At 31.6% G+C, this 20676-nt stretch carries 16 protein-coding genes and 1 pseudogene; 2 read left to right on the forward strand and 15 right to left on the reverse strand.

Annotated features, from left to right (window positions below; all coding sequences use genetic code 11):
• Positions 1–208: 208 nt before the first annotated feature.
• Positions 209–427 carry a hypothetical protein gene (locus tag ACQKNC_RS12670; protein WP_427425196.1) on the forward strand — a complete coding sequence of 73 codons (219 nt, stop codon included), beginning with the start codon at positions 209–211 and terminating at the stop codon, positions 425–427.
• 17 nt (positions 428–444) lie between these two features.
• On the opposite strand, the gene ACQKNC_RS12675 is transcribed toward ACQKNC_RS12670, so the two are convergent.
• The 4 genes from ACQKNC_RS12675 to ACQKNC_RS12690 form a co-directional block, all read right to left on the reverse strand.
• Positions 445–948, reverse strand: coding sequence for a GNAT family N-acetyltransferase (locus ACQKNC_RS12675; RefSeq protein ID WP_427425197.1), 504 nt, complete (start codon positions 946–948; stop codon positions 445–447).
• A gap of 189 nt (positions 949–1137) precedes the next feature.
• The gene (locus ACQKNC_RS12680; RefSeq protein ID WP_427425198.1) at positions 1138–1821 is read right to left on the reverse strand and encodes a DUF554 domain-containing protein; all 684 of its coding nucleotides are present in this window, start codon (positions 1819–1821) and stop codon (positions 1138–1140) included.
• A 47-nt stretch (positions 1822–1868) separates the two neighbouring features.
• Positions 1869–2039, reverse strand: a complete 171-nt coding sequence (locus ACQKNC_RS12685) for a GNAT family N-acetyltransferase (protein ID WP_427425226.1) — start codon at positions 2037–2039, stop codon at positions 1869–1871.
• Entirely contained in the window at positions 2027–2182 is a 156-nt protein-coding gene (locus ACQKNC_RS12690; protein ID WP_427425199.1) for a hypothetical protein, read from the reverse strand. Before ACQKNC_RS12690 ends, ACQKNC_RS12685 begins: the two co-directional genes overlap by 13 nt.
• A gap of 477 nt (positions 2183–2659) precedes the next feature.
• On the opposite strand from ACQKNC_RS12690, the gene ACQKNC_RS12695 reads away from it, so the two are divergent.
• On the forward strand, positions 2660–3172 hold the full coding sequence (locus ACQKNC_RS12695; protein ID WP_427425200.1) for a DUF6609 family protein: 513 nt from the start codon (positions 2660–2662) through the stop codon (positions 3170–3172).
• A 223-nt stretch (positions 3173–3395) separates the two neighbouring features.
• Here the strand turns inward: ACQKNC_RS12695 and ACQKNC_RS12700 are convergent.
• From ACQKNC_RS12700 to ACQKNC_RS12750, 11 genes and pseudogenes are all read right to left on the reverse strand, one after another.
• Positions 3396–3703: pseudogene (locus ACQKNC_RS12700) on the reverse strand (sensor histidine kinase); the annotation flags it as partial.
• Between the two features lie 189 nt (positions 3704–3892).
• Positions 3893–5371: an MDR family MFS transporter gene (locus tag ACQKNC_RS12705; RefSeq protein ID WP_427425201.1), complete on the reverse strand. Its 1479-nt coding sequence runs from the start codon at positions 5369–5371 to the stop codon at positions 3893–3895.
• Between the two features lie 653 nt (positions 5372–6024).
• Positions 6025–6261 (reverse strand): small acid-soluble spore protein Tlp, encoded by a 237-nt coding sequence (gene tlp / locus ACQKNC_RS12710; protein WP_427425202.1) that lies wholly within the window; start codon positions 6259–6261, stop codon positions 6025–6027.
• Positions 6262–6902: 641 nt separating this feature from the next.
• Positions 6903–8771 (reverse strand): TnsD family Tn7-like transposition protein, encoded by a 1869-nt coding sequence (locus ACQKNC_RS12715; protein ID WP_427425203.1) that lies wholly within the window; start codon positions 8769–8771, stop codon positions 6903–6905.
• Positions 8772–8887: 116 nt separating this feature from the next.
• Entirely contained in the window at positions 8888–9079 is a 192-nt protein-coding gene (locus ACQKNC_RS12720) for an N-acetyltransferase family protein (protein ID WP_427425227.1), read from the reverse strand.
• A gap of 211 nt (positions 9080–9290) precedes the next feature.
• Positions 9291–11120 (reverse strand): TnsD family transposase, encoded by a 1830-nt coding sequence (locus ACQKNC_RS12725; RefSeq protein ID WP_427425204.1) that lies wholly within the window; start codon positions 11118–11120, stop codon positions 9291–9293.
• A gap of 19 nt (positions 11121–11139) precedes the next feature.
• Positions 11140–12768 carry an ATP-binding protein gene (locus tag ACQKNC_RS12730; protein ID WP_427425205.1) on the reverse strand — a complete coding sequence of 543 codons (1629 nt, stop codon included), beginning with the start codon at positions 12766–12768 and terminating at the stop codon, positions 11140–11142.
• Positions 12765–14918, reverse strand: coding sequence for a Mu transposase C-terminal domain-containing protein (locus ACQKNC_RS12735; RefSeq protein ID WP_427425206.1), 2154 nt, complete (start codon positions 14916–14918; stop codon positions 12765–12767). The genes ACQKNC_RS12730 and ACQKNC_RS12735 overlap by 4 nt, the downstream gene beginning before the upstream one ends.
• Positions 14899–15732, reverse strand: coding sequence for a TnsA endonuclease N-terminal domain-containing protein (locus tag ACQKNC_RS12740; protein ID WP_427425207.1), 834 nt, complete (start codon positions 15730–15732; stop codon positions 14899–14901). The genes ACQKNC_RS12735 and ACQKNC_RS12740 overlap by 20 nt, the downstream gene beginning before the upstream one ends.
• 509 nt (positions 15733–16241) lie before the next feature.
• The gene (locus ACQKNC_RS12745) at positions 16242–17402 is read right to left on the reverse strand and encodes a hypothetical protein (RefSeq protein ID WP_427425208.1); all 1161 of its coding nucleotides are present in this window, start codon (positions 17400–17402) and stop codon (positions 16242–16244) included.
• Between the two features lie 682 nt (positions 17403–18084).
• Positions 18085–20571, reverse strand: coding sequence for an ATP-dependent DNA helicase (locus ACQKNC_RS12750; RefSeq protein ID WP_427425209.1), 2487 nt, complete (start codon positions 20569–20571; stop codon positions 18085–18087).
• Between the last annotated feature and the right edge of the window lie 105 nt (positions 20572–20676).

A 20676-nucleotide genomic window follows, 5' to 3' on the forward strand; every position in this document is an offset into this window, starting at 1 on the left:
GGTGCGATTGTTGAATAACACTTAGATTTAAATAATTTTATAGTTATATTTTCGAAGCATCTTACATCAAAAATTAAACAACCATTTAAAACCCCGTACTAAATTTAGAACGAGGTTTTAAATGGTTGTTTAAGGTTTTAAAATTGAATAACTTTATTTAGAGATAATCCAAGAAGGAATTCAAAAGGAGAATGGAGTTAAAGTTCTTGTGTTTGGCGAAACGGAAGTATTTGAAATTCTAGAATCTAATAAAAGCAATTTAATCGCAGAAGATTTATCCAGAAATTTTCCAATTACTCTTTGGACAAGAATAGAGTATAAAAATGATAGTATTAACCGAGTCGAAATAAGTGACCAAGAAATTATAAGCGTTCCTTCACTTTTAATTTCTAAAGGATTTGATACTTCAACTCCATATATTTTTTGAGATACGATAGTCATCCATTACAAATACAATTTATACTGTATAAGAGGTGTATCCTTGTTTAAATAAATATCGCTTCCGTTTCTACTAACTTCCTCAAATCCTAACTTTTCCATCATTTTTTTTGATCTAAAATTAGTTTCATGTGTTTCACCATAAAACTTGGTAATATTAAATTTCACGGATGCATAATTAATGAACATTTGAGTTACGGTAGTTCCTATACCCTTTCCCCATAACTCACTTTCACCTATAGCAATACCTATTTCAGCACTATCTTTTTGAATCTCCGCTAAATCTGCATACCCAATTAATCTTTCCTCATATTCAATTCCTAAGCGAATACAATCCTTACTATTCATATTCACACAGTACTGCCACCAATTATATAAATTTTCTTCGTTTTGATTTTTCCTCCACCCATTCGCTTCACAAAACTTTTCGTCCATACTCCAATGATGAACAAAATTATAATCATCATTTTTTAAAGGTCTAAAAATTATTTTTTTAGCATCCTCAAACATATTTAATTTTAACTCCTGTCCTTTTCTTCATGAAAACATTTTCAAAATATTTACATTTTAATTGTATAAAGAAAACACAAAAGATGGCACAGGAAATTTAATTAATACCATATTTTCATTATTCATGAACAGGATTGTAGCTTTATATAACTAAAGCCCTCTTAATTTAAGTGCACTATCTCTTAAAAATTATAAATGAGCTAAATGAATGATCAAAAATACTATAAGAGGAATCATTAACGATGGTAGAAGATTTAACGTATTAAATTTCTTAATCCCCAAAATACTTAAACCTGAAGCTAATATTAATATACCTCCTACAATCGTCACTTCATTTAGAAGATCATTACTTAAAGAATTCTCCATTAATATCGCAATTAAATAAATAGAACCTTGCCATACAAATAATACTATTCCTGCAACAGCTATCCCAATACCAAAGGTGGAAGCTAAAACAATTGAAGTAATTCCATCCAACATACCGTTTGCAAGCAGATATGTATAGTCTCCCTTTAATGCAGCCTCAACAGGACCTAAAATTGATAAAGTTCCAATGCAAAATAATAAGATAGCAGTCGATAACCCTTCAGCTAAATTACCCTTAGAGTACTTATTTACTAAAGCATTAAATCTTGTTTCTAACTGAAGTTTTTGACCTAGTAACCCCCCTATAGCTAAACTTACAATAAAAAGCACTGGATATTTGCTTAAAGGTAAATGTTGTACTAGTGCATTTATTCCTAATCCCATAGCTACTAGCCCCATTGCCTGCATTAAAATATTATGATACTCATCTTTTATCCCCTTTTTAAAGATGTTTCCCACAATGCTCCCGACTATTATCATCATTGTATTAAATATTGTTCCAACCATAATCATTTCTCCTAATCAATTATGCCTCAGCATTACTTAGCCTTATTTTATAAATATTTTGTAATACTAAATTTCTCGAACGAATAATTAATGAACATTTGGATTACGGTAGTTCCTATACCCTTTCCCCATAACCGACTTTCACCAATAGCAATCCCTATTTCTGCTCTGTCTTTTTGAATCTCTGCTAAATCTGCATGACCAATTAATCTTTCCACCAATTATATATTGCTTCTTCGTCTAGATTTTTTCTCCACCCATTAGCTTCACAAAACTTTTCATCCATACTCCAACGAAAAGCGAAATTGTAATCATCATTTTTTAAAGTTCTAAAAATTATTTTTTTAGCATCCTCAAGCATTTTTGATTTTAACTCCTGTCCTTTTTTACACTATATGGATTTCAAAATATTCATACTCTTATTATACAAAGAAAAAATCAAAAGACGGTATATAAATCCAATTTACACCATACTTTTAAATGACTTTACTATTACTGAACATGACTGTGATGTTTAAAACACTACTTATTTGGATTACAGATAGATCTCTCAAGCAACCATATTTTTAACTGAAGAACAGTATGACTTTTATATAAACAATGCCATATTCAGTTGGACCTATATAATTTTCAATTCGACAAATTATGACAAAAAATGTAATTCAATTTGATATATTATTCTAAAAATCTATTATTCGAAGGAGCTATAAGAAAGCATTACCTCTAAGGGTTTCGCGTGCTACTATATTAGAGCAACAACTGAAAAGTAGTTGAATTTAGTTTATAGCGATTCTGAGAAAATGAAGCATATTTAACGTTTGGGAATGGAGAATAGAATATGGAGACACAAGCCTACAAATATCCTAGACAAAAAATTAATGGAATTTGGCTAATAATTGCTGGCATTGCAATGTTCTTACTTTTAATAAAATATAACGGCTATCCAAATATTTGGCCTTTTGCCATCGTTTATGTACTAGGTATGGTTTGGCAATTAAGCCCTAAAACCCGGGAGAAATTAGCAGTCGGTCCTGGTACGCGGGAACAAAAAATGTGGTCTAATTTTTCAATTTTTTTATTAGCTATTCTAGTTTTTGTCATTATTCAATTTTTTGCCGATGATTATAGAACTTGCTGGCTCTTAATTATTTTAGCTGTCGGCGTTCATTTCTTACCTTTTATTCCGGTACATGGGAAATTAATGCTTTTTCTATCAATCAGTTTAATAATCAATGCATTCATAGGATTAATTATTACTAACGTAAGTCTAGATGTCTTTTTCGTAATAGATGGCCTAATAAAGATTTTATTTGGTAGTATTTTCATTAAGTTAAGTCCTACTAATTTTTAAAATATGAGGATTCTGCTTTGCAGTGACTCTTGCAGAAAATAAAAGAATCCATTTTGAAAAAAAATCAAAATGGATTCTTTTCTAATGTTTATGTAATCTTTCCTTCATTTGAGCCCGGTTAACCCTTTCTATTTGGCCTTGATTGTGGTGAACTTAACACCCGCGTTAAATGCAAATACGCCTCATGTCCCTCACATGAGGCTTGACTATCGGCAAGTTTTCTTTATAGCTTTTGATTCTTTGGAAAAACAATTCCAAAACATGTTCCGGCTCCAACTTTGCTTTGCACTTTTACTTTGCCATGATGTTTGTCAATAATCCAATTTGCAATAGCAGTCCAAGGCCAGCTCCCGCTTCTTCAGTTCGAGATTTATCTACTTGAAAAAATCGATCAAATATTTTGGGTATATTCTCTTCCTCAATACCGATGCCATTATCTTGCACTTTTATTAAAACGGAATTAGCGGTTTGGGAACAAGAAATTAAAATTTCTCCTCCCGCTTTCGTATACTTAATTGCATTATCTATCAACCCTTATTTGGAGCACTGAACAAATCCCTATTGTATCGATAAATGAAGGCTTCCTCAATGAGATTGAGGAAGCCTTTCGCTTTTTTCATGTATGAGGCTTTTTAAAAAGGGTTGATCAATTTTAAATAAGAATAAAAATAAGCTATAAAGAAAAATCTCTTCACAGCCCATTTTTATAGTAATTATTTTTTATTGTTCACTAGATTGTGTGGATGGCTTTAATAAGAACCAAACAATTACTAAAATTAGAAGTGCTAATATAAAAGTACTCATATAAATGAAATGTACACTTGAAGCTAATGCTTCTTGTGATTCGGTTACTACATTTGCTGCAGTTCCTTCATGTCCACCAGAAGATACAAGATCAAGGTTTTTAATACCTCGTGCATGAATCATCGTGTTGAACATCGCCCCGAAAACTGCAGCTCCTAATGTTTGACTAAACGTATTAATAAACGTGTTTAAGCCAATTGCTGTACCGCGCGTATGATTTGGAACAGCTGTTTGAATTGTTACCATGTAGATAGGTGTAACAAGCCCCATTCCTAAGCCGATTAATCCAACTGCAACATAAATAAGGAATGCTGGTGAATCTGTTGACAATGTAAATAATGAAAAGGCACCAACTGAAAGAATACTAGCTCCAAGTAGAATGATTTGTTTCGTATTTAAGCTACCAACTAATTTACCAGAAAAAATAGTGCCAAATGTCCACATAACAGGAAGTGGCATTAAAATGAGTCCGGCGTCTGTCGCATTTTTCCCTAATACACCTTGGCTCCAAATTGGAAGATACATTGTAATACTAATAAGCATTGCACCAGAAATAAGAGTTAGTATATTGATAATAGATAATGTACGGTTAGAGAAAAGCGCTAGCGGAATTAATGGTTCCGGAGATTTCTTCTCAATGAATAAGAAAATAATGAATGACACAGCTGCAAAGATTAAGAGGCTAATAATCGTAATGTCCCCCCAGTTGTGCTTACTGCTACCTGTTAATAACGCGTATAGTAGAGCGATTGTACTTAATGAGAATACTGTTGCCCCAAGATAGTCGATATGGTGCTTAGCAGGCTTAATAGATTCTTTATAATAAATAACAATCATTAAGCAAGCGATAATTCCAAATGGAACGTTTAAGAAGAAGATGTAGCGCCAAGAAAGAGAATCCACTAAAAATCCGCCAACTAATGGTCCGATTACACCAGAGACACCCCAAACAGCACTAATCCAACCCTGTGCTTTTGCACGGTCTTTCACTTCGCTATATAAGTCACCAATGATTGTCATTGTTATTGGCATAATAGCGCCCGCACCTAGACCTTGAAGGGCACGAAAGACGATGAGCTGTTCCATCGATGTAACAACACCACAAAGTGCAGAGCCGACTAAAAATATTGTAGCCCCGATGAGTAAAACTTTTTTTCGACCGAATAAATCAGCCAGTTTCCCGTATATTGGAGTCGAAACAGCTGTGGCCAGCATATAAATTGCATATACCCAACTAACGAGTTCGACGCCTGACAAATCACTCGTTATACGGGGGATTGCTGTACTAATAATTGTTCCTTCTACAGCAGAAAGAAATGTCATTAACATTAATGATAAAATAACTTTATTTCTCATATTTTTCCCCTTTACTTCTATCCAGCTAAAATTATTCAATTCCAGGTGTGTTTATGTTTATTAACCATTTTTATCCATACTAATTAATTTGAAGGCTCTGATTTCCGCTACGGGCTACAATCAGTTAAAATGGGGATATAATAGCAAAATAGTAACAAAAAAATTCTTTTATTACTTAATAATAAAACTATTTTTTCCTAATCAACACACCTGATTCAATATATAACTATGTATTTTTTATTTATCTATCAACTAATAACTAACTGTGTATCTTCTGAAACGTCATAACCCAATGGAAGTTCATCATGATACTTACCGCACATTTACATAAATAACCTTCTTGATAATTGCTCATTATATAATACTACACACGACAAACATCAATTTTAACACAAATATCCATCAAAAAATCACCTCAAAGAATAACTAAAGAGGTGATCAAACTTTATTACAAATAATCAATTTTTATTATAAACGATCAATCTTTTTTACAAAGCTACATCACAAATGTTTAGTGACAACAAAAAGGTCGGGTACTACAATTTCTTGAAACCCGCATTCTTACGTTATGCAAAAACATTCGCGAAAAACAGCTAGTGGTTTAACAGTTATACTAACACTTAATGAACGTTAAGGATAGATATTTTATCTCTGCACCATCAAATAAATCTCCATCTTTTGAAAGCCAAGTTCTACACTTCTCCGTTTTTACGTGCTGCCATTTCATCTTTCATTTCTTCTTTTAATCCTTCAATTGACTTTTGACGTCGCTTATTTTTTTCTTTAATCATTTCACTTTGCATAGGGTCTGCAAATTCCAAACTAATTTCCGCTTCATGAAGTTTTTCTTCAGTGTTCTTAACGATATCACGAATTCGTTCAACGTTATCGGATCTATCATCTGGTTTTGATTGTCTTGAATTAGCCATGTTAACCTCCTAAAATTTAGATAATCATTTTATACCTCGGCATAATTGCGTCCGGAATCGGCTTTGTGGTTGCACAAAGCACTCCTTTCCGATTCCACGATATCCGCCGGAGGCTTTAACTTTCTTTCAGCAGGGTGTTTGACACCTGCTGAAAGAAAGTTAATATTAGTTTGTATTTTTTTCATGTTTATATGTACACTAATTTTTGCCAAAAAGTACTTTTGCCCTTTTAGGCAGACAAGCGCTGGAGAAAGGTTTACAGTGGGTATGCCACATGAAGAGACTCTAGAAGCAACCAGCCGCTGCAGCGAATACCTAAACATCATGAAAATTTTAACTTTCTTATCTCCTGAAATAAGAAAAAATCCTGCATATAAACACAGGATTTTTAATGAAACTTTTATATAAATTATCAATCTTCATTATAAATAATTGAATTTTATTTTAATTGATCAATCTTTTTTATAAAACTACACAAACTTGTTTAATTACAATAAAGTCGTATACTATATAGCCTATAAACCCTCATTTCTCCGTTGCATTTTTCTAAAAAGATACAATAAAGTTGAATACTAATTTTATTGCCCTAGTTAGAAATTCAAAAAACATGTTACAATAAAGTTGTATACTATTTGTTTTGTTTATATTTTATTATGTTCTTCAACCAATTTCTGTATGTACTGTTTTAGTTCTTCTCTCTCATCCCTTTTATATGATCTAAGATTAGATGCTTCGGCCACCTCATGAAAAGAAACTTCCTCATTTCTAAATTTCACCTCAAGTACATTTCTAACCCTCCGTCTTCTGAATTCATCAGTGGATTCAACAATTGATTCTATAAAAGCTGCGGTTAATGGGTATTTGATTCTAATTGAATCAAAATTTTCCCCTAAGCCTAATATTTTTTGTAATCTATATTTCGATTTTCTCATTAACTTTTGTCTTTCTTCTTCAAACTCTGACCAAGTTGAAATGATCTTTTGTGTTTTATGTAAAAAATCATAATCAGCCTCTACAGAATATCCTTTCTTTCTTCCACGATATACTTTTTTAACATCTGGGGAATTTGCTTCTAGCCATTCCTTATCATACTTTCTAAGCCAAGTATATACCGCCCTATTTTTATTATTTAACTCATGGCGAGAATATTCTGGATATTTTGCTCGTAAGTCAATCCAGATTTTCTTATACTCACTAGTTTTTTCACTTATCTTTATATATTTTTTCTCTTCCTTTAAAATACTATCACTGGACTTTTCTCGGTCTCTTAATATCTTTCTAATTGTTGGTCTCGACATTTTAGTTCGACGAGCAATTTCATTTATTTTTAATTTTTGTTCAATAAATTCATTAAATTTTTGTTCCCAAATGTGACCTTTCTTCATTATTCTATTGTTGAAATACTCTATATCTAATGGAGACTTTTCCCACGCTCGCATTCGATAAACGAATCCACAACTACACTTCATATCACCTTGAATAGCTCTATTTGCTTCATGAACACTTACCTCTACCTTTTTAACAACCTTCTTTAGATAATGATCTGCTAAAGGATTCATACAAATCCAAGGACCCGTTCCAAACGGTTTATATAAGTATTCATTTTCGAAAAAGTCTCGAGCAGAGCCACATAAAAGCCTCATCAATAATAAATGCCTTATTGGTTGTAAAGTAGTAATTCTATTATTACTATTAAATTTAGGTAGCCATGAGGAATTACTTATAAAAGATGAATTTAGCATTTCAAGAAATTCATGTGGATAATAATTTAATAATAAATTTTTTAATCTATTTCCCCTTTGTAACATAGGATAGGCTATTCCTTTCATCTCTAAAAGGGTTACATATTTTTCATAAAAAAACTCTGCAGGAAATGCATCGAAATTCTTGTCTAATAGATAATCCACATCTTCTGCTAAATTGAGTAATGACCTTAATACATCACTTTTATATTTTTTTTGCTCTTTCTTAATATCGTCAATCCTTGGTACAACAAACTCAATACCGTATATATTATGTATATCTACAGAGCGTTTTATTAAAGCTACCCGATGACTAGTACAGACAAATATACCCGGAATTTGATGAAATCTATTCCAATACCCCTCACCATACTTGCCAAATTGTTCTTTTAAACATTCGGGACAATAGTATAAATGCTCTTTTAACTTTATATCATCTTCTTTATTACCAAACAAATTGTGTCGTAATCCCTCAAAATTACTCCCTATCAATTTTTGAATCCACTCTTTCTTCTTGAAAGGTCTCACTAGAGGAATTATCGTATGATTATTTATAAAATAATCTCGTGAATAGGTACTTGAAAATATTTTTGCTTTAGTTACTAAATTATCTATTCCTATCGGTACCTCAAAGTTAATACGACGTGCTCTTCCTGTTAGTTCTTTTAAGGTATATGAAGGGTGAATATCTCCACTGTAAAAATGGTATCTAGCTAATATACTGTAATACAATTCATTTTTATAAGGCTTCGGAAAGTAAACAATCATTTTATATCTCCTTATAATTGCAAGCTGGGTACTAAAATAGATTTGTTCACTTATGAACAAATCTATTTGCATTATCTAGTATTCACTTTCGGATTAAGGATTCCAAAAACGAACCATTATCTAAGATTATTTCTTTTCTCCATTATAACTGTATCATGCCATTTTCCATTTAACTGAGCAATTTTTTCTCTCGTACCAACTATTCTAAAGCCCATTTTTTTATGTAATTGAATACTTGAAGTATTTATTGCAAAAACAGATGATTGGAGCGTCCAAAACCCTTCTTTTTCACTCTCCTCAATCAACATACCAAACAACTTTGTTGCAATCCCTTTTCCTTCACTATCATTCGATATATATACTTACTTCTGCCACAAAACGTAAAGTTGCATGATGCCTTTCATCCCATACTCGTTCACTTGGTACATTTGTTTCAAAAGTTGCCATCCCAGTGTCGATTCCTAAGTAAATTCATAAAAATAAAAACCACTCGATTAAGTGGTTTGGATAGAATACAATTCATGTAGAATGATTCATATAAAGCATTATTTCTTCAGCTAAATCAGGATAAAAACTTTCTCTTATACCCGCTTTGCGAACTATTTTCCAAACTTCAAGTTCCTCGTCCTTTAGCTGTTTCACTGACCAACTTATTCGCCTCTTCTGAAAGTCCTTTACACTTTCTTTAACGCTATCAATGTATGCCATAGTCCGTGGTAACTTATCTGCTTTTTGCCTTAGGAGAGATAACTGATTAATAGCTTTACCAATACTGCTTGTCGTTATTTTTACAGGCTTTTCTCTGGTATTTAAATCTTCAACAGCCATTTTTACTTTAGCCAAAATTTGAAGATCTCGCTTCGACCAATCAACCCTTTTATTAGTAACAACATTAGTCTTAATAAAAGGCGGATGTTTTTTTAGCCATTCCTTATCACTCCTATAAATTCGCATGTATAGGGAAGGGGCTTTTTTTCTAAGTTCTGTTCTTGATAATGTGGGATATTGATTAATTAAATCTAGCCATTTTTGCTTCAAATCACTTTTGTTATTTTCCTTGTTAATAGGCTTACTATTTCTTTGCCTCGAATATTTAATAATTGTTTTTGTATCAACTTTTAATATTTTTGAGCACGCTTTATAACTCAACTTATCCTTTTTAATCAATTGTTCGAGTTTGTTTAACCAAGCATCACCAAACATCTTTATACGTCCAATTTTTGTTTTATCCTCTTCAGTTTTATCTGGTCCCTTACGAGAATAAACAAAGCCACATGCACAAGAGAAGGTTCCTACTGGCCTTTTAGTATCATTGCAACGTGTAACCTCCAAATTAGTAATAACAGGCTGTAGATAGTGTTCAGCCGCAGGATTTAAACATAGATATGGTCCTTCACCAAATGGACGATAATGTTTATTTGCATACTGTTTAATTGTATCCACTGATTCACCAAAAAAATGAATGAACAGTAAATGACGTACAGGATGAAAAGACTTCCGATGTTTTCTTGTTATTGCTCTTAACCAACAGTTTCCTTCTACTCCACTCGGAAGTGATTGCATCAATGATAAAAAATCCGTTTTAAACTTCTTAATAAAGTCTTCTTTCAATCGCCTTTGGTCAATTGTGCCATTTGCTTTTACATACCCTTCACGATGCAAGAGGTAATGATAAATCTCTAATAAATTTAACTGATCAAATTTATAATCCTTTTGATTTAAATTACTACTTTCTAAAGCAAAATGACGTAGCATTTCAATGTCTACTTTAGAAAAATCACTTTTATCGTTATTCTTTAAACTGATTTCGATATTTGGATAAAAAAACAATGAATTTCCTTGCCTCATTAAGAGTGAACTGTCTTCAAGCAAGACAGAATGCTTTAAGCAAATAAACACACTTGATAATTGATGGTACGTCCTCCAATATGTTTCTCCATTCATTTGAATATCTTCATCAAAACAATTAGGACAATATCGAAAATACATAGGTTCTTTTACTGTCCCAGCTATTTGACCTGTTGAATAGTGCAAGGAATTATAGCCGCAGCCGTTTAACATTTTATCCCGAACACTTTGTTTTATTTCTTTCGAATTAAAATTTGTATAGTAGTTATACAATGTATGGTGATTTATCCATTCATCCATACTTGAATTAGTAAAAGGCTTTACTCTGTTAAATAATCTTTCTAAATCAGTAGTTAAATCAGGAATAATATATGCTTTCTTTTTCCCAAACAAATCTATAGCTGAATCTTTGTTATTTAAATTACCTGAGCGTTTATGATATCTAGCTAGCACACTATATAAGAGTTCATCTTTATACATTGAAGGAAAAAAGGCTAACATCTATTTTATTTACACGTCCTTACATTATTAAGTCATTTAAAGAATTTTTTATATACCCTTCTTCACATAATGCCTCATAAGCAGAGCGTTTATTCTTCTTTCCTTTATCGATTATTGATTTAAGTTTATTTGCTAAAACATCGCTTTTCACTTCACTTTTCTTTTCTTTCTTTTTCTCAATATATTGAAGCGATAAAGTCATTAGTTGTGGAATTGTAGACTCAGGTGACGTTTTCAATGCATATTTAGAAGCACTTTCAGCAATTTTTTCATTAACATCTAAATTGATTAACGATAAGATTAATTTCTCAAGTATTGGAAGTTCTTTATTTGTACGATCTTGTGCAATCCTTTCCTTTTTTGCCTGAACTCGTGCTTTAAGATCTATTACTGGCATTCTATTTTGTATATACTCTTCAATATCAACTGGAACAATATCCTCATATTTAGCAATATCACTTGGATTTCCAGATTTCAGTGCCTCCAGCATAGGTTGAAGAAGTTTTAAATCTTCTTTGGCTACCTTTTGTATAAGTTGTGGAGTTACTTTTTCAAGACCAGAATCGATTGCCCTCGCTTGTGCGAGTATATACAACTTTACAGCAACATCTACAATCCCCTGACTCTCTTCGTAAATCGTGTTTAATAATTCTTTAGTCAGTTCCGTATATTCCTTCGTCCACTGATAATCCCACATACTTGTGATTAGTACTTCCCAATCATCATCTTGTTTCATTTGCTGCCATACCATGTCGCCTTGCCCACTACTTCTACGTGCTTGTCGAAAATCCTTTTGTAACAATGCCTTAGCTTTCATAGTTCCAATGAACATTACCGGTACTCCAATTTCATTCACTAGCGTTACAAAAAAATTCATCATCATTTCTGATGCAGCACCTGTTGCAGATAACAAGTGCTGAATTTCATCAATAATTAGAGCACCTACTGAGTGTATACGAGCTACTTGTCCCATACGAGTTACCATTGAACTAACAGAATTTGTACGCTTCCCGTATTTCTCAAAATAATTAGTGCCTATTAACAAATCCACTTTTTGGAAAAAGTCCATACAAAGTGTTTTTAATGAACCATCATGGGGACAATTCAATTTAAGCCATACAATTTGTATCATATTGATCGGACTTTGATGCAAAATTACTTGCGGATAAAGAGAGAGCACTCTTTCTATCGCAGATGTTTTACCTATTCCCGGAAAACCTATTAAAGTGAAACTTGATGCAGAAGAACGTATATCTGGTGGTAATCCAAATTCTTCTTTATTAATAAGCTTATTGTGTAATTCATGTAGTGCCTGAACATGTTTCTTTTTTAATGGATTTCGATTTACGTACCCATATCTAATAAAGCCCGAAAAGCGTTGTTCTAAATTTAAAGTTTGATTTATAGGCTGATAAAATCTTGATAGCCTAAGTAAAGCATGATAACGATGATGGCTCGACAAATTTCTCTCACTATTATGAAACATGGGTAAAAAACTAAGTTGTTCAAATGCCTCTTCTTTAGAGAGTATTGGGGGTAATGCTTCAATAAGTGGATTTCCTCTATAATCAATTGTTCCTTGCTCACGATATTCAGCTAAATGGACTTCAATACCACTTTCTAATACAATCGTTTTCCCACCATTCATTTCTTTTTCATCCCTCGTTGTTTTTTAAATAATTCCATAATTGTTGATGTTCCATTTTTTTCATCATTCTGCTCATCAGTAGGTCTAAAACCAATAGTGCTATCATCACTATTAATTCTAGATGCACCTATTTGAAATGATTCGTGCTCTCTTTGTAAACTTTTTTCTATTTGCCTGTTATCTCTAATATTTTTTATTTTTTGCGTTTTAGTAATTTTATTACTTTGGGATGAGTTAGTGATCTTAATTGCATCATTAACTATCCCTTCAATGTTAGTATAAAAATTAATTTCTTCTTGTAATAAGCCTTGATTTTCATTCTTATAATCGGTTCGTTCACTCATTAAAAGTTGTTCAATCTCTTCTAATACTTTATTTTTATATCTCTCTTGATGATCTAAAAGAGAACAACTTTCAAATAAAGAATTACCTTTAATGTGCAGATATATATTGTTCATATTTCTAGGATCGTATGAAATATCGACTTTCCAACTTTTCTTTGTCCTAGCTTGAACAAACCACGATTCTTTTAAGGCTGTCTCACAGCTATATAACATGTCTTTAAATTTTATACCCTTAGAGGTTACTGTAGCCTTCCCCTTTGGCAACAAGTAAAATTTAATAGTATCAGGATGTACTTTCCTCAACTTTCCTGCTCTATTTTTAATTCCCCAACTCCAAAGTTCAATAGGAATCGGTTTTACATTTTCTTTTACCATATCCTCGTCTCTCAAATAGTCTGCCATATAGTGATTCTTGTTATAAAATAAAACAAAATTTATAAGGATTTTTGTATATTGTTCGAGAGTTAACTTAGCTTCTAAGCGATAATCAATAGCTCCTCGCTCTCCATAATCACTCTGTATATATCCAGGTAAGAATGGCTTAATTTTACTTTGAGAAGTATCGAATAATTTCTCCACAATACCCTTCCAATCCGGACGAAAAGCTGGATTATTTTCAATCGATATATTTAACCCTTCAATTAAACTATTCACTTTATATCCCTCTAGCTCACCTCTATCTCCTATAATAATTTCGGGTAGATGTGCTGAAGGCCACCATTCATTTGAAATTTCTATACCATACTTACTGCAATACTCCTTTTTATCTGATGCAGCATTAGCTATTGCCATCATCATTCCTGTCCAAGAAGGTCCCTCAAATCCGATATACATTCCTGTAATCATATGTGTAAATACATCCACTACAAAATAAATAATTGGTCTACCTACAATAAAATTTGAATTATAACTAGACACTAGATATACATTACCGACAGTTGCATCTATTTGATATCGCGCCCCTGGTCCCATCGTTTCATATGTTGATGAACCTAAAATTGCTCTATGATCACGTTCAAATTTCTTTTCACCTTCTCGATTTACTATTGTTTGTTCAATACCAAACTCTTTATTGTACCAATATCTAAATTGTCTTAATGAAGGTATTTTGTTTTCATCTTTTATTACTACATACTTCAAACCATTTTCATAACGTACTTCATCTGCAAAGAACTCCTTTATCATCATTTTATATGTAAATGATAATGAGTTTTTTTTGCTTGAAAAATAGTACCTTTTAATAGCTTTTCGAAATGTATCTCTTATTTCATCAGTTACATTTATCCCTACACTATTAGTGGTTCTAGGTTTGCCCCTTTTTAACGTTCCGCTCTTTCTGTTTTTCCCCTTTCCCCCAGAATTACTGTAGTCAGGCAAGAGACTATTTATAGTCTTACCTCTCTGCCAGTACTTTCTCAAATATTTATAAGCAGTCATTTTTGTACATACATTATTATTTACAAGTTCATTTATTAGCTGACCACGCTCTTTTTTCTTATAAATTGAAGGTTCATCTTCCGCTAAATTCTTAATAATTGCCCACGCTGTGTCTCTACTTTGTTTCATTCTCTCAGATAAATTTTCACTGTTAATTAGTCTATTTGAGTTATCTGATTCTAATTTGGTATACAAATTTTCTATAAACCCGTGTTGTATATCCTTTACCTTTAGAAGAAAAGGCAAAGCCTTTGAATCCTCTGTATCAATTACATATGTAATGAAGTTACTTTCATCGATCCAAAGTAAACGGTATACTTTATTACAGGTCAAATCTTTAATCAATTCATTAACTGATATCGTAATCAATGTTATCCTCCTTAGAAATGTTCAAGATAATTTGGTTTATAGATAAATTACTGGGATTAATCTTTTTATTCATATCTACGGAAATATATTTACGAGCTATAAAATGTTTTACATAACTTAAAGCAGAACCTGTCTCCAAGTTATAATCTTCATCAAATCTATTACAAACAGCTAATAACTTCTCTTCGCTACCTTCTTTAAAATCCAATAAACGCAATAATAATGTAGAATAGCTTAAATCTTCTTCTGCTAAATAATAAAATTTATGTACCCATAGAATATTGCTAGCTAGTTGTTTAGGAATTTCTTTCTCAGTTACAATTCCCCAGTCTATGCCTCGACTCTCCCAATACTCTCTTTCAATTTCAAACTTTTCAATTATTCGTTCATCCTCAAGTTGTTTGCTTGGTTTAACAGTCCTTGCAATGTACTTTTTTTCAGTATTTTTGATTACAGTTATAAAAAAATCCGTTGTCATATCAAATGGTATACCTGTAATATTATCTGTAGAGTGCTTAATCCCTTTCTCCTCAGCAATACGTAAAGTTGTTTCTAGATTTAACGGAAACTGTTCCCTAATGTCCACCACACTATCTTCCCAATCTAAAATGCTAAAATAATCTCTTTCCAAGTTAGAAAGAAATTCATGCTGCCTCATTGTAGTCCAACCCATTAAACGAGAAACATTTCCACGTGATGATATATCTTGAATTTTTATCCAGGGAATATAATTTGATAGTTCTCCTTGACCTCTTCCTTCTTTTATATATCGACTTCTTTTGTCCTCAGACCATCCATACTTCCTTTTAGACATCGTAAACACACCACCTTATTGTTTTGAAGATTCAAAAAATATCGTCGCTAATATTACTAGGAATTTTAATTTAGACTTGTACATATAAAAATAAAAGTCCTTTCTAAGAAGGACGATTGTTAATATTAAAGACTTAATTACTATCTATTTTTTCTTCACAATATATTAATTAACGAGCCACTTGCTATACTCAATCTACTTTTCCATTTCTCTTTCCACCGCTCGATTTTGCCAATCAAACCAAATACCTGAACACTCTCTACAATGGCTGTCTACTCCATTTTTATTAAGCATATCTTTACATGTAATAAGTCTTTTTACGACAGCTGTAACAGAAGAATTCCTTTCCTTTACAAAATTCCATAGTTAATCCCCTTCGATTTACACTCATTTGTTTCCATTTATGAAGTGAATTATTCGAACTCATAGCTACATCGTCAACGATAATACTACTTTTCATTATAGATCGCTCATACGAGCGATCTATGTGTTTTTAAGGAATAAAAGAATCACTTGAGCTCTGTATTATCGTAAACTATGATCTGACCTTCCATAGCATGCAAGTCCATCGATATTGTCTGATTTCTATTTTTAAATTCGGATAGATATTTTATGAAATCTGAATATGTACCTGCTTTTACTTCAAAGACTCTATAAAACTCATTGGTTTCTAAACCATTTTTTAGTTCTGCATATCCAACAATTGAATTCTCATCATTATTGACATTACGTCTCTTAATAAACAATTTGTCAAATCTAAAATCGAAGCTATAAATTTCTCCATTTGGCTTAATTAATAACGGATAAACTTTAATGTTGGTTGGTAATTCAGATAAATCATTTTCTACCTCAATATAAAAAGTAATGAAGTCTAATTTTTCTCCACTTTCATTCCTTTGTACTTGCATTTTAAATTTGATTTCTTGAAATCTTTTACTATTATCTAAACAATTTGGCACTTGATTAATAAATTCTTTCAAGATGTTTTCAACTGTTTTTATAACATAGTCGTAAATTTCTTTAACCTTGACCAAAGCATTCTGTTTTTCGTAAAGTCTGTTGTCGTAATAAAACTCATTTATATAAAATTCATCTAAATTTCCGATTAAAAAACTGTTTTTTACAGTCACCAATATAGTCTTTATGTGTTTGATATAATTATCAAAAGCTCTTATATACTTAAATTCATTATCATCGTTTATTTGAGATAACTGTAGTTTTAAATTAGTAAAGTATTGAATGTTATCCATTTTATTCAATACCTTACTGAGTAGTCTTCTATCGGTTATATCAATTGCTTTATCTCCAAGTAATCCAGCATTAACAATTTGAAAAAGCACATCCATACTAACCCTTGCATAATGGAAAAACTCGATTGTAGTTTTACCCAAAAATGCAACATCGTCAATTTGATATCCAGCTATATCTAAATTTGTACTATTCAATTCAGCTTGTGTAATTGGGGCATTTCCTTTTTCCAAAACGTTTTGGAATATTTCATTTTTTGTAGTCTCTAACACATTTTTTCGATGCTCATATACTTTATTTATTAAATTGTAAGACACAGTCATGTAGCCTAGTGTTTCATGTAGGCTTTTAACATATTGCCATGCATCATATACTTTTTGCTTTGCTAATTTCTTTTCCAACTGTGTAAAGTCAATATTCATTTTCCGTCTCCTTTTCCCCTTATTTCCCCAAAGTAAGTGGCATTTTCAAAAATACTTAGCGAACTTCGCTTTGTGATAGTCTAAAGGCTTTTTGGACTACCACAAATCTTTACTTCTATTTTATTACCTGGTTTAATTGCAACTCTAACTTAGAAGATATGGTGCTTAAACTTCATCTTTTAATTGTGCTGCAGTATTTTCAACCGCATTTAAACAACAGGTTTTTTTTCCTGAATTACAATAGCATTTTTCATTCTTACATCGCATTCAAAATCCCCTCTCTTTAGAAAAATGTATAAATATATCCAAATCATTATTATAACACTGAATTTCTTTTTTTTAGGAAATGCCTTTTCTCTATAATGACAAAAATGATTCTTAGAACTAATGAGACCAGATTAAAAAGGCACTGAATAAGCTATATGTGCAGCTATTCGATTTCGTATTTTAAAATTTTATACATGTAAATAAAATCCTATTAAATGAAAATATCATTTTCATCATACACAAAGTCTAAGATAAAGACTATTATAGTTTTTGATTTATATGGCAACAGATTATCACACCTTCTTTCTGCCCCTTTGAAATTAAAACTCCATTTTCGATCACTAAAACGCAACAAAAAAATTGTAGAAGAGCCAAAATAAATTAACTCTTCTACAATCTTTTTGCGCTATTTTGTTTAACTGAAATGTTTTATAATAATCCTCGTTGGATCTACGCTTACAGTACAGTTAGTGGAAAATGAATTTTTATTGAATTCCACATTCTTAGCGTTATACTTACCTTTTAACATTTCACAAATTTCTTGTTTTGTTTTTTCTCCACAAGTTCCATTACAACCAAATTTTGAACACTTCGGTAAAGTAACAGACATTCTATCACTACCCTTAATCTTCAAGAGACGTTTCTGTTCCGATTCATCGCTAAAAGGAAAGTCATTTTCAACTATCACTGTTTCTTCATAGTTCCAATAAAGAGTATCAATTAAATATTTATACAGTGTATCTGGTGTTTTTTTATATCTAGGAGTTGGAGGCTTTAAATTGTACTGTTCGCAAATTTCCTCAGCAAACTCTATTTGACTTACAGTTACTCCATTGCTTGTGTTATTAACCTTTTGCATCATTCCAGTAGGTTTTTTGATTGCTTTTGTTTTAATTACTTGTGTTTCCCATAAATAATTTTTCACATCTATATCTACTCTGTTATAAGGATGATACTGTGCCTCAGCTCCATTTTTAAGCTTTTTTTCTATAAATTGTTTAACTTCTTCAAAAGACTGGGTTATTTTATAACCTTGACTTTCTAAGTCTTCCTGGATATCGCCGCTGTAATTTTGTGTGAAGATACGTGGGTCTAATATCGTAAATATTCCAAAGTCTTTTATGTCTCTAATCAGTCTACCTGCAGCTTGATTTAATTTATTAATCATATGGGGAAATAAAATCAACTCAAAAAATTCATCTTCATATCCTTGGCCAATTAACTGTAAAAATGGATCATCTGGCACCGGGAAAGGTAATTTGGTTAGTACAACAGAAATTAATGATTTTCCAGGAACAGAAAAGCCTGAGAAAAAACTACCAGAACCCACTAGTATACTCGTTTCATCCTCTTTAAATTGATTAGTTAATCTTTCTACACCACTCCTATCTTGAACGTAAAGATTCATTTCCTTCTCTTTTAGAAATGTTGTTAAGTCTGTTGTAATAGTATTCATATGCTCTTTAGCAGTTGTAAGAATCAGACTTCTACCTTCAGTTAAGGAGATGAGTTCTTGAATATTCTCGACACACTTCTTTAAATAATCTAGACTAGTTGGAGAAACCATTTTTTTAGGCACATATACAAGGGCTTGGCTCGGATAATCAAAAGGCGTATTCAATCTTTTCGTTATCACTTCACTTTTATTTAACCTCCATTGGTTTAGTAAAGTAATAAAATCTCCATTTGTAGTTAACGTTCCTGACATTATAATGATCTTGTTGTCGCGTTTTAAGTAATTCATAAAATTTTTAAAATCAGTCGGAAATGATTCAGAAATCATGCTAAACTTCTTCTCATCATAATTGATCCAGTTTACATATTTCTTATCGAGGATATTCTTTAGCATATTAGAAAGTTCTTCAATTTCACTACTTCCATAATCATCATAACCTGTTAAAAATCTATTCATTTCTTTTGCTGACTCTTCAACTAAAGAATTATTCACGATGACATTTAATTCATTTAAAGTATCATAAAGTTCTTTTGTTAATGGGTAACGACCTTGTAAGGAACCCTCAATTAAACTTGCATTCTTATTTATAGTTCTATCCAAACAAGCAAGAAGTTGTTCGTATTTTTTTATATAGTTATTTGAAATTGATTTTTTCATCTCTCGTAATTTAGATAGTGTAAAAGATTGTTCAAGTTGATTTAAGAAATTTTCAATAAAGTGATGCGCCTCGTCAATAATAATGATTCCTGGATTTACTGGAATCATTGCTGCTTGTTTTGGCTCTGCTTTACTATTCAAAACAGATTGTATTAACTGACCGTGGTTCGTAATAATTAAGTCATTCGATTTTGACATAAAGTTATTTCGATGATTAATAGTAGGACAATTCCAATAAAAATCACATCTTTCACATTCTTTTTTTGATGCTTTTAATGCTACTTTTGACCATTTAGGTTCAGAAATATCTTGTTTAAATTCATCTTCAAATTCATTTCTTTGACCAGTTTCAGCCCTATTAAAAAATTTTAAAAACTCTTCCTGTTCCTTTGGTGTAAATTTATTTTTATTCGACATTAACTCTTCCTTGCAAAAATAGTGACTTTTCCCTTTTGCTAATATCGGTTGTTTTACTAATGATAGTTTTTTGAGTAGTGGAACTTCACCATTCATAAGTTGACTTTGGAGGTTGATTGTCGCAGTAGCATAAACAACTCGATGTTTACTTTCACTTTTTGTATCTAACATAGCTGGGATAAGTGAGCCAAGAGATTTACCTGTACCTACAGGAGCTTCTATAAACATAATTTTTTTTGATTCATAACGATCTAAGAAGGCCGCAATATCTATTGCCATTTGAACTTGTGATGTCCTGATTACTTCAGTTTCATAGTGTTCTGGAATTTTCTCTTCCAATATACTAAAAATTTTATCTGCTACCGATTCCAATAATATCCCTCCTACGAAAACAAATGTTCTTATTGGTTAATTATACTATATAATTCAAAATAAAAAACTATAGGATCTTTAGATTCAATCGTTTAGAGAGACTAG

Origin of the sequence: Lysinibacillus sp. NPDC094177 (genome assembly GCF_050279145.1) — a bacterium.
In the GTDB taxonomy this organism is placed as follows: Bacteria; Bacillota; Bacilli; order Bacillales_A; family Planococcaceae; genus Lysinibacillus.

Coding starts and splice junctions, on each gene's coding strand:
- ACQKNC_RS12715 (WP_427425203.1), bottom strand. CDS start 8,771: ATGATTGTTTACTTTCCGAAGCCTTATAAAAATGAATTGTATTACAGT.
- ACQKNC_RS12680 (WP_427425198.1), bottom strand. CDS start 1,821: ATGGTTGGAACAATATTTAATACAATGATGATAATAGTCGGGAGCATT.
- ACQKNC_RS12720 (WP_427425227.1), bottom strand. CDS start 9,079: ATGTTGATTGAGGAGAGTGAAAAAGAAGGGTTTTGGACGCTCCAATCA.
- ACQKNC_RS12745 (WP_427425208.1), bottom strand. CDS start 17,402: ATGAATATTGACTTTACACAGTTGGAAAAGAAATTAGCAAAGCAAAAA.
- ACQKNC_RS12690 (WP_427425199.1), bottom strand. CDS start 2,182: ATGCTTGAGGATGCTAAAAAAATAATTTTTAGAACTTTAAAAAATGAT.
- ACQKNC_RS12740 (WP_427425207.1), bottom strand. CDS start 15,732: ATGTCTAAAAGGAAGTATGGATGGTCTGAGGACAAAAGAAGTCGATAT.
- tlp (WP_427425202.1), bottom strand. CDS start 6,261: ATGGCTAATTCAAGACAATCAAAACCAGATGATAGATCCGATAACGTT.
- ACQKNC_RS12695 (WP_427425200.1), top strand. CDS start 2,660: ATGGAGACACAAGCCTACAAATATCCTAGACAAAAAATTAATGGAATT.
- ACQKNC_RS12675 (WP_427425197.1), bottom strand. CDS start 948: ATGTTTGAGGATGCTAAAAAAATAATTTTTAGACCTTTAAAAAATGAT.
- ACQKNC_RS12725 (WP_427425204.1), bottom strand. CDS start 11,120: ATGTTAGCCTTTTTTCCTTCAATGTATAAAGATGAACTCTTATATAGT.
- ACQKNC_RS12730 (WP_427425205.1), bottom strand. CDS start 12,768: ATGAATGGTGGGAAAACGATTGTATTAGAAAGTGGTATTGAAGTCCAT.